The organism is Profundibacter sp. (assembly GCF_965277155.1).
Classification (GTDB): domain Bacteria; phylum Pseudomonadota; class Alphaproteobacteria; order Rhodobacterales; family Rhodobacteraceae; genus Profundibacter.
Genome location: NZ_CBDIBV010000013.1, coordinates 594261 through 608590, shown reverse-complemented (window position 1 = coordinate 608590; position 14330 = coordinate 594261). Strand labels below are relative to the sequence as shown.

Below are 14330 nucleotides of genomic sequence, written 5' to 3'. Positions count from 1 at the left end.
AACCAGATAAAATCGGCAAAAAAAGGGGAAAAGGCACAGCTAATCGTTGTGCCTGCCCCCAACATTCAGTTAAATACGCCCAATGAGGCCCAAGATAACGCGGGCAGAACAAGGAGACCTGTAAAATGGCGACGAAACCAATGACCAAGACCCAACTTGTAGCCGCTCTGGCCGAAGAAATGGGCACAGACAAGAAATCGGCATCCGGTGCGCTGGATGCGATCATTGCGATCATCACCCGTGAAGTTTCCGGCGGTGGTGCAGTAACCCTGCCCGGCGTTGGCAAAATCTATTGCCGCGAACGCCCCGAACGCATGGTGCGCAACCCCGCCACTGGCGAGCAACTGAAAAAAGCTGCTGACAAAGTTGTCAAAATGACAATCGCCAAAGCGCTGAAAGACAGCGTAAACGGCTAATTTCCTGCGGGCCTTGTGCCCTGACGGAAAACAGTTAGGGTCGCCCGACGGGGCGGCCCTTTTTCGTGGGATACAGGAATGGACATTCGCGCAATCTTTATGGGGCTTAGCTTTGCCTTTATCTGGTCGTCGGCCTTTTCTTCGGCGCGGATCATCGTGGCCAATGCCCCGCCGCTGGCCTCGCTTTCACTGCGGTTCTTCATCTCGGGCATTCTGGGCGTCATGCTGGCCCGCCTGATGGGCCAGACATGGCAACTGACCCGCGACCAATGGCGCGCGACCTTCATTTTCGGCCTGTGTCAGAACGCACTTTATCTGGGGCTGTTCTTTTACGCGATGCAAACGATCGAAGCCTCGCTGGCGTCAATCATCGCCTCCGTTATGCCGCTGATGGTGGCCTTTGCCGGTTGGGTGTTTTACCGCGACCGGTTACGCCCGTTGGCTGTGGCCGGTCTGGTTGCCGGAGTGATCGGCGTGGTGATCATTATGGGATCACGCATCAACGGCGGGGTAGATATGTTTGGCATCGGATTGTGCGTGATCGGAACTGTTGCACTAACCGTCGCAACACTATCCATGCGCGGGGCGTCCAGTGGCGGCAACCTGATGATGATCGTCGGGTTACAGATGTTCGTCGGGGCTGCGTTCTTGGCCGTGGCGTCGCTGTTTCTGGAAACCATTCAGGTAAATTTCACATGGCCGCTGGTGCTGGCGTTTATCTACACCACCCTTGCACCGGGCCTGTTGGCCACATGGATCTGGTTCGCGCTGGTGGCGCGGATCGGGGCGGTGCGGGCCGCCACCTTCCATTTCCTGAACCCGTTTTTCGGTGTGGCGATTGCAGCCGCCCTGCTGGGCGAAAAGATAGGTCTTGCGGATGTGCTGGGCGTAGCAATTATCGCGGGCGGCATATTGGCAGTGCAGCTTTCCAAACAAACCACCGCATAAATCTAACAAGGATGTGAACATCCGGCATCGCCCGAACGGGTGACAGACCGCCCCTTTTCGCGGCATGTAACGGCTATGGATCTATTGCTTGGATATGCTGCCGGTCTGCTGACCCTGATCAACCCCTGCGTTTTGCCGGTGCTGCCGATTGTACTGGCCACCGCCATTCAGGCCGACAAACGCGGCCCGCTGGCGCTGGCTGCAGGGATGAGCCTTGCTTTTGTCACCCTTGGTATTGGCGTTGCCACCCTTGGCTATGCGCTGGGCATCCGCGAGGAAACCGTCGCGCGTGCCGCAGCGGTGATGATGATCGGCTTTGGCCTGATCCTGCTGGTGCCACGTTTCAGCGCCGGATTTGCCACCGCCACGGCTGGGGTCTCTACCCGCGCCGACAGCCAGATGGATACCATGGACCGGTCCGGCCTAAAGGGGCAGTTTTTGGGGGGTATGCTGCTGGGCGCGGTCTGGTCCCCTTGTGTCGGCCCGACCTTGGGCGGTGCAATCGGGCTGGCATCGCAAGGTCAAAGCCTGTGGCTGGCAGGCGGTATCATGTTTGCCTTTGCCATGGGCATTTCCACGATCATTCTGGCGCTGGGTTATGGCGCGCGGTCGGTGATTATGAAACGTCAGGCCGTGATGCGCAAAATTGCCGACAAATCCCGCCCGGTGATGGGTGTTGTGTTCATTCTGGTCGGGGTTGCGATCCTGACCAACTTTCAACAAATCATCGAAGGCTGGATAGTGCAAAACCTGCCCGTCTGGCTGATCGACTTTTCCGTAACAATCTAAAGGAGCCTTGATATGAAACGTCGCGAATTTATCGCCTTGGCCGCGGCTGCCACCCTAAGCCCGCTGGCTGTGGCCGCCGAACCGGCCAACTACACCCCCGGCATGGCCAGAAAAGCACTGGCCGAAGGCAAGACTATATTCCTTGATTTCTCGGCCACTTGGTGCAGCACCTGCGCCGCGCAAGATCGGGTAATCACCGCACTACGCGAAGAAAACCCCGCCTATAACAAAAACATCACCTTCATCAAAGTGGACTGGGATGATTACGGTGACGGCAAATTATCCAACGAATTGAAAATCCCGCGCCGCTCGACTCTGGTTGTATTGAAAGGGAACAAGGAATTGGGTCGCATCGTTGCGGGAACCGCCAAAAAACAGATCAAGGCATTGATGGACAAAGCCCTAGTAGCAGCCACTTCGTAAGGGTTTCTTTTTCGCATAAAAATCCCCGCCGGAGGCATTAAGTTTTTCCGCGGCGGGGTTAGGCTCAAGATGTAGTCGCATCCGCAACCGGTTCGGGTGTTTTCCTGCCCCCGACCCAACCCGCTGCCTTCTCGGCCAACTTGCCGAATTTGGCCGAGGCCCCGTCCAGTTTGGCAGTCCATTCGGGTTTTGGCTCCTGTCCTTCGGTCACCTTGAAGAACGCCTGCAACAGGCAGGCAATGGCAAAGGGTTCGATCAGGGCCACCTTGGCCGCCCATGCAAACAGAATGGCAAAGACAAACCCGCCTGCCGACACCGCACCGGGCATCATGTAAACGATGGCGCCGGCAGGGGCCAGCATCAGCAGGAACACCACAAAGGCCAGTGCATAGGAAATGATCGTAATCCACGCGGCATTGATCAGCATCGGCTTGGCGTTTTGCCCATACAGCACCACGGAATCCCGCGCGGTTTCCCACGGGTTCTCCGAACGGGTGCGGAAAATCTGTGCAAGGATCACCTCGTCAATCAGTCCCACAGCGACCCGCAGAAACGCCCGCACCACACCCATGATATTGCTCAGCCCCGGAATCGGCAGGAAGGATGCGATGCCCTGAATTAATCCGGTAATCGCCCGCACCACGCCTTTGACCAGTTGATCGACCGCAAACAGGATCGAGGACTGGCCGAACCGTTCCTTGACCATCGCCTGCGCATAAGCGATCTGGCCCTTACCGTCGGGCAAATCGCGCCCTTCCAGCAATTCCACCATCACCGCGATATGACCGGCCTTGACCATGTAAAGGGAACCTCTAAAAATCCCCCAAAATCCGGCCTGACGGGGTAGAATCGTCATCAGGATGAAAATGATTCGACCGACGGGGTTTTGTCATGGGTCAGATGGGATTTTTTGATCTTTCCAGCCGATACGCGGGACTGGACAAATCTGGTGATCCGCTGGTGTTGCTCAACGACATGGTGCCGTTCGAGGATTACCGGGACGAGCTGAAGGCCATATGGCGCACGCCGCCCGAACAGCGCAAATCCAACGCTGGCCGCCCGCCTTGGGATGAGGTGCTGATATTCAAGACGATGGTTTTGCAGCAGCTCTACAACCTCTCTGACGATCAGATCGAGTATCAGATCCGCGACCGCCTGTCGTTCATGCGGTTTCTCGGCCTTGGCATTGAAGACAGCGTACCTGACGCCAAGACCATCTGGGCCTACCGTGAAAGGCTGGCCGGGGCCGGGAAGATGAAGGAGCTGTTTGACAAGTTCGATGCCTTTCTGCGCGAAAAGGGCTATCTGGCGATGGGCGGGCAGATTGTTGATGCGAGCATCGTTCCGGCGCCGCGCCAGCACAACAAAAGGGACGAGAACGAGAAAATCAAGGCGGGCGAAACGCCTGAAGAGTGGGAGGAAAAACCCCACAAGAAGCGCCAGAAGGACGTGGATGCGCGCTGGACGAAGAAGCACGGCAAGAGCTATTACGGCTACAAGAACCACATCAATGTCGACCGGCGGCACAAATTCATCCGCGCTTATGATGTCACCGATGCCGCCGTGCATGACAGCCAGGCGCTTGCCGGTCTGATTGATGCGAGCAACACCTCATCGGACCTGTGGGCCGACAGCGCCTATCGCTCGCAAAAGATCGAAAGCGAGCTGGAAGAGCGGGGGCTTCACAGCCATATCCATCACAAGGGCAGGCGCGGCAAGCCGCTTGGCGAGCGCCAGCAAAAGGCCAACCGGAGGCGCTCGAAAGTGCGGGTCCGGGTCGAGCATGTATTCGCTTTTCAGGAGCGCTCCATGGGCGGCAAGCTGATCCGCTCCATCGGCCTGAAGCGGGCGCGATTTCGCATCGGGATGATGAACCTGGTCTACAACATGAAGCGCTTCGTCCAGTTCGAATGCGGCCTGGCGGCGCCGGGATAAGGGTTCATGGGGTGAGGTGTGCCTGAAATACCCAAAACCGGCTTGAAACCGGTGAAAATGGGTTTATGATCCGAAGCAATCAGGCGGGACAGGCGAAAAACCGTCCACCCCGCCGCGAAGAAGGCGAAAACGGGAATTTACAGAGGTTCCCTAGATCACCTTTTCACGCGATTTCACGCCCGAGGACACCCACAATGCGGGGCGACCTGCCAGTGTATCCCCCAGAAACAGACTCAGCGGCGGGGTGTGAAACCCCAGCCGCGCCATGCGGTGAAAACTGCGCCTTGCGTCAGGGATTTCCTGCACGCGGGCCAGATGCCGTTTGGCAACCAGCCTTGATCCTACATTGATCAACCATTTACGAAGTGCCACAAATTACGCCTTTCTACGTTCAATCGCCTGCCAGATTTTCTCGGCGATATTGGTGCCATCGAACCGCTCCAGTTCCTGAATGCCGGTGGGCGAGGTCACGTTGATTTCAGTCAGGTAATCACCGATCACATCAATGCCCACAAATATCTGCCCCTTTTCCCGCAAGAGCGGGCCAATGGCATCGCAAATCTCCTGATCGCGCGCGGTCAGGCCGATCTTTTCCGGCCGCCCCCCGACGTGCATGTTGGAACGGGTTTCGCCCTTGGCCGGAACCCGGTTGATTGCGCCCACGGCCTCGCCATCAACCAGAATGATCCGCTTGTCGCCATTGGACACATCAGGCAGGAATTTCTGCGCAATCAGCGGCTCGCGGTTGATGCCCATGAACAATTCGTGCAGCGAGGTCAGGTTGCGGTCATTCACATCCAGCCGGAACACACCGGCCCCGCCGTTGCCGTAAAGCGGTTTCAGAATGATATCGCCGTGCTTGTGTTTGAATTCTTTCAGCGTCTCCAGATCACGGGCGATCATGGTTGGAGGCGTGAGATCGGGGAATTGCAACACCAGCAGTTTTTCGGGGTAATTGCGCACCCAGAACGGATCATTCACCACCAGCGTTTCGGGGTGAATCATGTCCAGCAGATGCGTGGTGGTGATATAGCCCATGTCAAACGGCGGATCCTGCCGAAGCCAGACTACATCCCAATCTGCCAGATCGATATCCTGTTCCTTGCCCAGCGTGAAATGATTGCCCTTTTCGCGCCGCACGGTCAGCGGCCAGCCCCGCGCCATGATCTGGCCTTCGCGATAGGATAACTTGTCCGGTGTGTAGTAAAACAACTCGTGCCCACGCGCCTGCGCCTCTTCGGCGATGCGGAATGTGCTGTCGGCCTCAATATCAATCGGCCCAATCGGATCCATCTGGATCGCTACTTTCAACGGCATATCGGTCCCCTTTATCTGCCTCTTCTACATGGCCCAAGGTAGCGCGGGGTTCAATGGGGCAAAGCCTAACAATGCCCGAAAGCGTTTTCGATCACCCGAATTTGACCGGTTGCATCCATCAACGCCACATCAAAACGCACATCCGTATCCTGCCCGCCCGGCTCCCCTGCCAGATACTCCGATGCTGTTGCATAAATCCGCTGCATCTGACGCGGCGAGACCCGTTCAGCGGCCCGCGCAAAATCGCGGCTTTTCTTGACCTCGATGAAAATCAGCCCGTCGCCATCCCGTGCAATCAGATCAATCTCACCACCAGACCCGCGCCAACGCCGTTCGACAATCGCATGTCCGTTACGTGCATAATGTTTTTCCACCGCCCCTTCGGCCACCAATCCCGCATGATAAGAGGTCAGACCACTCACGTCTCTTTCCCCATCTCCAGCGCGGCCTGATAAACCTTGCGGCGCGGCAAACCCAATGCCTCGGACACAGCCGTTGCCGCATCTTTCAGACGCATGGTTTTCAACGCATCGCGCAAAGCATCCTCCATTGACTGATCCGACACCTGAACGCCCCGCGCCCGATCGACCAGCACCACGATTTCACCTTTTACCGCACGGCCTGCAAAGGCATCGGCCAGATTCGCCAATGTGCCGCGTGACACTTCTTCAAACCGTTTGGTCAGTTCCCGACAGACTGCCGCCTGCCGTTCACCCCCCAATACCTGCACCAAATCCCCTAACATTCCCTGAATCCTTTTCGGGGATTCATAAAATACCAGCGTCCCCGGTACATCCGCGTATTCCTCGATAAATTTGCGCCGCGCACCTTTGGCATTTGGTGGAAAGCCAGCAAAGAAAAACCGGTCGGTCGGCAATCCCCCGACAGTCAGCGCCGCAATCACCGCCGAGGGGCCAGGGGCCGCAATCACAGGCTCCCCTGCCTCAATCGCCGCCCGTCCCAGAGCAAACCCCGGATCGGCCACCAGCGGTGTCCCCGCCTCGGAGGCATAGGCAACCGATTTTCCATCGGCAATATAGCGCATCAAACGCGCGCGCACCTTGTCACCGCTGTGGTCGTGATAGGCAATCACCGGCCGGTCCCCCAACGGGATCCCGTGGATTTCCATCAGGCGTTTTGCCGTGCGGGTATCTTCGGCGGCGACTACATCCGCCGAAGCCAGTATATCCAGCCCCCGCAGCGTAATATCCCGCGCCGTCCCGATCGGGGTAGCGACGAAATACAAACCGGCAGAGAGTTGCTTCTTTTCAAAATTCACGGGATTCCCACCTTTCACGGCGTTTACTATTTGCAAGCAAGCGCTTAATCTTGCCCCCTGAATCATTACGCGCAAGGGAGCGAGGATCAACCTATGTTTTTGTTATTGAGTAATTTCCAGAAGTTTGCAGGCCGTGTTATTGCTGCACTATCCATTTTGTGGTTGGCGGCCTGTCAACCGGTCAGCCTGAGTGACAGCGGCCCCAGCATCAATACCAAAGCTGCCGTTCCCGTAGCCTTGCTCGTCCCTGGCAGGTCGGCAAATCCAAGCGACAACCTGAACGCCAAAAACCTGGAAAATGCCGCGCGGCTGGCCATTGCTGACCTTCAGGGCGTCAAAATCGACCTGCGGGTTTACAATACTGCTGGCAACCCGACACAGGCCGCTGCTGTTGCGGTTCAAGCCGTCAATGAAGGGGCGAAAATCATCGTTGGCCCGCTTTATGCCAAATCTGCAAATGCTGTTGGCAATGCTGTCGCAAACCGGAATGTTAATGTGCTGGCATTTTCAAACAACGCACAGATTGCCGGTGGCAATGTGTTTATCCTTGGCCCGACCTTTGAAAACACCGCGAACCGTCTGGTAAGCTATTCCAAACGTCAAGGTCGTGGAAAAATCGCGATTGTCCATGCCCGAACCCAAGCCGGTGAAATCGGGCGGGCCGCGATTTCCAATGCAATTTCCCGAGCAGGTGCAACACCTGCTGGCGTTGCCTCGTATGAATTTTCGCAAGACGGGATTATCAACGCTGTGCCGCAAATCACCCAGACTATCAAATCGGGCGGGGCTCAGGCTGTATTCTTTACGGCCAGCACGGATGCAGCACTGCCGCTGTTAACCCAAATGCTGCCCGAGAATGGTATCAATAACAACACGATCAAATTCATCGGCCTGACCCGCTGGGATATCCCGCCCGCCACGTTGGCTCTGCCCGGCGTACAAGGGGCATGGTTTGCCAGGCCCCACCCCGGTATGACAGCCAAATTCAGGGCGCGTTATTCAGCGGCCTTTGGCGGCAATCCTTTACCCATCGCCGGGTTGTCCTATGATGGCATTGCAGCAATTGGTGCGCTGGTCAAAGCCGGAAAATCCAATGCTTTGACTGCCGCCGCCCTGACGCAAGGAGCCGGTTTTGTTGGCGCCAGCGGTATCTTCCGACTACGCAATGATGGCACCAACCAGCGTGGTCTGGCCATTGCCCAAATTCAGAACAATCAAGCCGTTATCGTTGACGCTGCGCCCAGCAGCTTTGGCGGGGCCGGTTTCTAGACGGGCCCGATGAACGCCCATACGCCTTTGTTTTCGCCGGACAGTCTGATCTGTCCGGCGAATGACATTTTCGACAAAGCCGCGGCGTGGGAGGCGCTTGAAGCCGCCTTTTACGGCGCAAAGGACGATCGTGAAATTCGTGCCGCAACCGTGGGGTATCTGCTAGAGGCCCGCAAACGCGGCAATGAAGCAATCGAGACCGCCTTTACCGCTGCCCCCTTTGCCGCCCATCGCACCACCCGCGCCTATGCCTATCTGGCCGATTGTCTGGTTGAAACCGCCTTTCATGTGGCCACCCGCCATTTGCACAAAATCGCCAATCCCACCGATGCCGAACGCCTGTGCGTGCTGGCCGTGGGCGGCTCGGGCCGCGCCGAAATGGCACCCCATTCCGACATCGACCTGCTGTTCCTGACCCCCTACAAAATGACCGCCTGGGCCGAAAGCGTGATCGAATCCATGCTGTATATCCTGTGGGATCTGCGCCTTAAAGTCGGACATTCCAGCCGCACCATCAAGGATTGCGTCCGCTTGGGGCGCGAAGATTTCACCATCCGCACCGCCCTACTGGAAGAACGCTATCTGGCGGGCGATGCCCCGCTGGCGGACGAGTTGAAAGAAACCCTGTGGCACGATCTGTTCCGCAACACCGGCCCCGAATTCATCGAAGCCAAACTGGAAGAGCGCAGCGAGCGCCACCGCAAACAGGGTGGCCAGCGTTATATGGTCGAGCCAAATGTAAAAGAGGGCAAGGGCGGCCTGCGTGATCTGCAATCGCTGTTCTGGATCGCCAAATACATCCACCGCGTCGATGACGTGGCCGAACTGGTCGCCCTTGGTCTGTTCACACAAGAAGAATACGACAGTTTTTCCAAGGCCGAACAATTCCTCTGGGCAACCCGTTGCCATATGCACCTGATCGCCGGCCGCGCGATGGAACAGCTGACGTTCGATCTGCAAGTCGAGGTCGCCAAACGCATGGGATACAAGACCCACGATGGTCGCCGCGCGGTGGAATATTTCATGCAGGATTATTTCCGCCACGCCACCCATGTGGGCGATCTGACCCGCATCCTGCTGACGGCGCTTGAAGCCAGCCACGCCAAACAGGAACCCCGCCTGCTGCGATTTTTCCGCCGCCGCAAAAAGGCCAAAGCCGGTTACAGAATTGTCCAGAACCGCCTGAATGTTGCGGATGAAAAACTGTTCCTTCAGGACAAAATGAACATCCTGCGCCTGTTCGAGGAAGCCCTGCGCACCGGTGTTCTGATCCACCCCGACGCAATGCGGCTGGTGTCCTCGCATCTGAACCTGATCGATGACGAGATGCGCGCCGACAAGGAAGCCACCCGCATTTTCCTTGATCTGCTGCTGAAACACGGCAACCCCGAACGCGCCTTGCGGCGGATGAACGAACTGGGCGTGCTGGCCGCGTTCATTCCCGAATTCGAGCCAATCGTGGCGATGATGCAGTTCAATATGTATCACCACTACACCGTGGATGAACATACCATCCAGTGCATTTCCAACCTTGCCCAGATCGAGCGCGAGGAGTTGAAAGAAGAACTGCCCATCGCCTCGGGAATCCTGAAGGGCGGCATCAATCGCAAGGTGCTGTATGTGGCCCTTTTGCTGCATGACATCGGCAAGGGGCGGGACGAGGACCACTCGATCCTTGGCGCGAAAATCGCCCGCAAGGTCGCCCCGCGTCTGGGTCTGAAACCGGACGAATGCAAAAACGTCGAATGGCTGGTGCGCAACCATCTGCTGATGTCGGACGTGGCACAAAAACGCGATATTTCCGACCCGCGCACCATTCGCGGCTTTGCCAAAGCGGTCAAGAACAAGGAACGGCTGGACCTGCTGACGGTGCTGACGGTCTGTGACATTCGCGGGGTCGGGCCGGACACATGGAACAACTGGAAGGCCATGCTGATCCGGCGACTCTATTCCGACACCGAAACCACGCTGGAAACCGGTATGGAGGCTGTGAACCGCACCGCCCGCGAAAATGCCGCCAAAAAGGCGCTGCGTCAGGCGCTGGCAGATTGGGACAAGAAGGATCTGAAGGTCGAAACCGCCCGCCATTATCCGCCCTACTGGCAGGGCCTGCAAACCGGCGCCCATGTGATTTTCGCCAAGCAATTGCGCAATCTGACCGAAGACGAAATCCGCATCGACCTGAAACCCGACGAGGACCGTGACGCGACCCAAGCCTGTTTCGTTCTGGCCGACCACCCCGGCATTTTCTCGCGACTGGCCGGCGCCTTGGCGCTGGTTGGGGCCAATGTGGTGGACGCGCGCACCTATACCACCAAAGACGGCTATGCGACCGCCGTTTTCTGGATTCAGGATGGCGATGGCTCGCCTTACGAAGGATCGCGCCTGAACCGGTTGCGCGTGATGATCGAAAAGACCCTGAAAGGCGAGGTGATCGCGCGCGATGCCCTGCAATCACGCGACAAGATCAAGAAACGCGAGCGCGCCTTCAAAGTGCCAACAACGATTACCTTCGACAACGAAGGCAGCGAGATTTACACGATTATCGAGGTCGACACCCGCGACCGTCCCGCACTGCTATACGATCTGACCCGCACCCTGGCTCATGCAAATGTCTATATCGCCAGCGCGGTGATTGCGACATACGGGGAACAGGTGGTCGATACATTTTACGTCAAAGACATGTTCGGCCTTAAATATCACGAGGAAAGCAGGCAAAAGACGTTGGAAAAACGCCTGCGAAAGGCGATTGAAGAAGGCTTTGAAAGGGCACAGGCCGGATGACGGGACGCAAACGCATGCTGGGCGGATTTCTGACCGTTGGCGGCTGGACATTGCTTAGCCGGCTGTTGGGCTTTGCGCGCGATGTGATGATCGCGGCCTTTCTGGGCACCGGTCCGGCAGCACAGGCGTTCATTGTAGCCTTTTCCCTGCCCAATATGTTTCGCCGCTTCTTTGCCGAAGGCGCGTTCAACATGGCCTTTGTGCCGATGTTTTCCAAGAAACTGGAATCCGGCGACGAACCGCTTGAATTCGCCCGCGATGCCTTTTCCGGCCTTGCCAGCATCCTGATCACCCTGACGGTCGTTGCCATGGTGCTGATGCCGTGGCTGGTCTGGGCGATGGCCAGCGGATTTGTCGGGGATGAACGGTTCGATCTGGCGGTCACTTACGGACGCATCGCTTTCCCCTATATCCTGTTCATTTCACTTGCGGCGCTGTTGTCCGGCGTGCTGAACGCCACCCACCGTTTTACTGCGGCGGCGGCGGCACCTGTTTTGTTGAATGTTATCTTTATCGGCGCACTGGTGATGGGCAATCTGGCCGGATTTGACGTTGGCCTGACATTGGCATGGATGGTCCCCGTTGCCGGTATCGCACAACTGTCACTGGTCTGGATTGCGGCCAAACGCGCGGGTTTCGCGCTCTACCCGTCATGGCCAAAGCTAACCCCTGATCTGAAACGCCTCGCCATCATCGCCGCCCCTGCCGCCTTGGCCGGCGGAGTGGTGCAGGTCAACCTGCTTGTCGGTCGCCAGGTCGCCAGCCAGTTCGACGCCGCAGTAGCATGGCTGTATAATGCGGACAGGCTGTATCAACTGCCGCTTGGCGTGGTCGGCATCGCCATCGGCATCGTGCTGCTGCCCGAACTGTCGCGCCGCCTTCAGGCAGGCGATACCGCTGGCGGACAAGAGGCCTTCAGCCGCGCCGGTGAAATCTCGCTTGCCCTGACCATCCCCGCCGCCGTGGCGTTGGTCGTGATCCCGCTGCCGCTGGTCGAAGTGTTGTTCCAGCGTGGCAAATTCGGCCCCGATGACACAGCCGCCACCGCTGCGGCTGTGCAAATCTACGGCCTCGGCCTGCCCGCCTTTGTGCTGCAAAAAGTGTATCAACCGCTGTTCTTTGCCCGCGCAAATACCAAAACCCCGTTCTACTATGCACTGGTCGCAATGGTGATCAATGCGGGCCTTGCCATCGGGCTGGCGCCAATTATCGGCTACCTCGCAGCCGCCATCGGCGCGACATTCGCCAGTTGGGGCATGGTGTTCCTGCTGTGGTCCGGATCGCGCAAAATGGGGGATGCAGCCCGCTTTGACAAACGGTTCCGCAAATGCATTATCGGCATTCTGGCTGCCTCCGCCCTGATGGGGGTGGTCCTGTTTGCCGCGCAACTGGTGCTGAATCCAATGTTCGGCGCGGGCGCATGGCGTTATCTGGCGCTAGCCCTGCTGATCTGCATCGGCTTTGTCAGCTATTTTGGCATCGGCCAGATGATCGGTGCATTCAAACTGTCGGAATTCCGCCGCTCCTTGCGCCGTTAGCCTTTCCAAATGGCCCAAATATCCGCGCCGCAGGCATAGAATCTTTATCCCCGCCGCCGCACCTGCGCCAAAGCCCGTGAAAAGCCGCCTGGACTAACCACAAAGGACAACCCGAATCCTGTGGCAAATCCGGCCAGATCGGCAATCCAGTCCTGCCCGCCACCAAAAAACAACCCGAAAATCAATTTAATAAACAGCAAAAACCCGATCAGCGTAAAAGCACGGTATTTATTTGCCCCCTGGGCGGCCAGATTGACCCACAGCAAAAAGGTAAACGCCCCGATCAACCCGTAATCGCCCGGATAGGCCCCCACCAGCGCCACACGGCTGTCCACAAACAGCCCATAGACCACGGCCCCGACAATAGCGGCCGCAAAGAACACCAACAACAGCGCCCACCAGCGAAACACCTCGCCCACGAATTTGCCCATCGCAAGCAGGATCACAACAGCAAACAGCATATGGAAGACCTCTGCATAACATCGGGATTCCCCCGGGTTGGCCGTTTTGGTAAGCTAGCCGGGAAATCTCTGGGGTGAATAGATGGACCTTTTCCTGCACGAAGCGGCGGCACGGATCGGCGCGGATGACGTTCTGTCGAAGATCGACGCGCTGATGGATTGGAACTCGTTTTTGCCGATCCTGCGGCGCGGTCTGGGGCGCTCGGGGATCGGGCCTCAGGGCTATGATCCGCTGGTTCTGTTCAAGTGTCTTCTGGTTGGCCAGTGGCACGGGCTGAGCGACCCGAAGCTGGAGCGGGCCTTGAAGGTGCGGCTGGATTTCATGCTGTTCTGCGGGCTCGATCTGCACGCGTCGGTGCCGGATGAGACGACCCACTGCCGGTTCCGCAATGCGCTGGTCCGGGGTGGCGTTTACGATGAGCTGCTGGCCGAGGTCTGCCGCCAGATCGAGGCGCATGGGCTGAAGCTGAAAGAGGCTGAGGCGGCGATCATTGATGCGACCCTGATCGCGGCGGCGGCGCGCCCGCGCACCCATATCGACGCCCCGCAGGACCGGGCAGAGGACGGGGCAAGGGAAGGGACGCCGGATGATCCGCCCGAGGTCTCACCCGACGGGGCACAGCTGCATTTCAGCGCCGACCCTGATGCCCGCTGGGTCAAGAAGGGCCGCAAGAGCACGCTCGGCTACAAGGGCTTTGCCCGCTGCGACGAAGAGGGCTTTATCGACAAGGTGCACACCACGCCCGCCAATGCCGCCGAAAGCCCCGAATTCGCCACCATGATCGCGGGCGCAAAGGCGCAGCGGGTGCTGGCCGACAAGGCCTATGCGAGCAAGGCCAACCGCCAGATGCTGCGCGGCAAATACCGCGACGGCATCCTGCGCAAGGCAGCGCGCGGCCGCCCCCTGCGGCAATCGGAGAAACGCTTCAACCGGCTGATTTCGAAACGCCGCTTCCGCATCGAGCAGACTTTCGGCACGATGAAACGCCTCTTCGGCCTGCAGCGGGCGAGATATTTCGGGCGCGCCAGGGTGCATGCCCAGATGGTCATGGCCGCCATCGCGCAAAACCTGCTCAAGGCCGCAAACAGGATCACCCTCAACCCGCAAACCCCCGCAATCGCATAGCCCCAAACCCCGCCACCCGTCTGTCCGCCGGACCCGCAGGGGCGC

The 14330-nt window shown here is 58.2% G+C and carries 14 protein-coding genes and 1 pseudogene; 9 read left to right on the top strand and 6 right to left on the bottom strand.

What is annotated here, in order from left to right; all coding sequences use genetic code 11:
* Positions 1-125 precede the first annotated feature (125 nt).
* The 4 genes from ACQY4M_RS18245 to ACQY4M_RS18230 all read left to right on the top strand — a co-directional run bounded on the left by ACQY4M_RS18245 (position 126) and on the right by ACQY4M_RS18230 (position 2576).
* On the top strand, positions 126-416 hold the full coding sequence (locus tag ACQY4M_RS18245; protein ID WP_428547133.1) for an HU family DNA-binding protein: 291 nt from the start codon (positions 126-128) through the stop codon (positions 414-416).
* Positions 417-494: 78 nt separating this feature from the next.
* Positions 495-1364: a DMT family transporter gene (locus tag ACQY4M_RS18240; RefSeq protein WP_428547130.1), complete on the top strand. Its 870-nt coding sequence runs from the start codon at positions 495-497 to the stop codon at positions 1362-1364.
* Positions 1365-1439: 75 nt separating this feature from the next.
* Positions 1440-2153: a cytochrome c biogenesis CcdA family protein gene (locus tag ACQY4M_RS18235; protein ID WP_428547127.1), complete on the top strand. Its 714-nt coding sequence runs from the start codon at positions 1440-1442 to the stop codon at positions 2151-2153.
* Between the two features lie 12 nt (positions 2154-2165).
* A complete protein-coding gene (locus ACQY4M_RS18230) occupies positions 2166-2576 on the top strand; it encodes a thioredoxin family protein (protein WP_428547124.1) in 411 nt (136 codons plus the stop codon).
* A gap of 64 nt (positions 2577-2640) precedes the next feature.
* Here ACQY4M_RS18230 and ACQY4M_RS18225 read toward each other — a convergent pair whose 3' ends face one another.
* Positions 2641-3432, bottom strand: a complete 792-nt coding sequence (locus tag ACQY4M_RS18225; protein WP_428547122.1) for a hypothetical protein — start codon at positions 3430-3432, stop codon at positions 2641-2643.
* Between the two features lie 35 nt (positions 3433-3467).
* On the opposite strand from ACQY4M_RS18225, the gene ACQY4M_RS18220 reads away from it, so the two are divergent.
* Positions 3468-4511, top strand: coding sequence for an IS5 family transposase (locus ACQY4M_RS18220; RefSeq protein ID WP_428539227.1), 1044 nt, complete (start codon positions 3468-3470; stop codon positions 4509-4511).
* 150 nt (positions 4512-4661) lie between these two features.
* Here ACQY4M_RS18220 and ACQY4M_RS18215 read toward each other — a convergent pair whose 3' ends face one another.
* From ACQY4M_RS18215 to rsmI, 4 genes are all read right to left on the bottom strand, one after another.
* Positions 4662-4883, bottom strand: a complete 222-nt coding sequence (locus tag ACQY4M_RS18215; protein ID WP_428547119.1) for a hypothetical protein — start codon at positions 4881-4883, stop codon at positions 4662-4664.
* Positions 4884-4886: 3 nt separating this feature from the next.
* On the bottom strand, positions 4887-5828 hold the full coding sequence (gshB, locus tag ACQY4M_RS18210) for a glutathione synthase (protein WP_428547116.1): 942 nt from the start codon (positions 5826-5828) through the stop codon (positions 4887-4889).
* A gap of 65 nt (positions 5829-5893) precedes the next feature.
* Positions 5894-6250 carry a YraN family protein gene (locus ACQY4M_RS18205; RefSeq protein ID WP_428547113.1) on the bottom strand — a complete coding sequence of 119 codons (357 nt, stop codon included), beginning with the start codon at positions 6248-6250 and terminating at the stop codon, positions 5894-5896.
* Complete coding sequence (rsmI, locus tag ACQY4M_RS18200) at positions 6247-7107, bottom strand: 16S rRNA (cytidine(1402)-2'-O)-methyltransferase (RefSeq protein ID WP_428547110.1); 861 nt, start codon at positions 7105-7107, stop codon at positions 6247-6249. The genes ACQY4M_RS18205 and rsmI overlap by 4 nt, the downstream gene beginning before the upstream one ends.
* 93 nt (positions 7108-7200) lie before the next feature.
* Between rsmI and ACQY4M_RS18195 the strand changes: the two genes are divergently transcribed.
* From ACQY4M_RS18195 to murJ, 3 genes are read left to right on the top strand one after another with little or no spacing between them, the layout of a single operon-like run.
* Positions 7201-8376 carry a penicillin-binding protein activator gene (locus ACQY4M_RS18195; protein ID WP_428547107.1) on the top strand — a complete coding sequence of 392 codons (1176 nt, stop codon included), beginning with the start codon at positions 7201-7203 and terminating at the stop codon, positions 8374-8376.
* Between the two features lie 9 nt (positions 8377-8385).
* Positions 8386-11160: a [protein-PII] uridylyltransferase gene (locus ACQY4M_RS18190; RefSeq protein ID WP_428547104.1), complete on the top strand. Its 2775-nt coding sequence runs from the start codon at positions 8386-8388 to the stop codon at positions 11158-11160.
* Entirely contained in the window at positions 11157-12698 is a 1542-nt protein-coding gene (gene murJ, locus ACQY4M_RS18185) for a murein biosynthesis integral membrane protein MurJ (protein WP_428547101.1), read from the top strand. The genes ACQY4M_RS18190 and murJ overlap by 4 nt, the downstream gene beginning before the upstream one ends.
* A 44-nt stretch (positions 12699-12742) precedes the next feature.
* Here murJ and ACQY4M_RS18180 read toward each other — a convergent pair.
* Positions 12743-13165, bottom strand: a pseudogene (locus ACQY4M_RS18180) (rhomboid family intramembrane serine protease); the annotation flags it as partial.
* Positions 13166-13241: 76 nt separating this feature from the next.
* On the opposite strand from ACQY4M_RS18180, the gene ACQY4M_RS18175 reads away from it, so the two are divergent.
* Positions 13242-14285, top strand: a complete 1044-nt coding sequence (locus ACQY4M_RS18175) for an IS5 family transposase (RefSeq protein WP_428539221.1) — start codon at positions 13242-13244, stop codon at positions 14283-14285.
* The last annotated feature ends 45 nt before the right edge of the window (positions 14286-14330 follow it).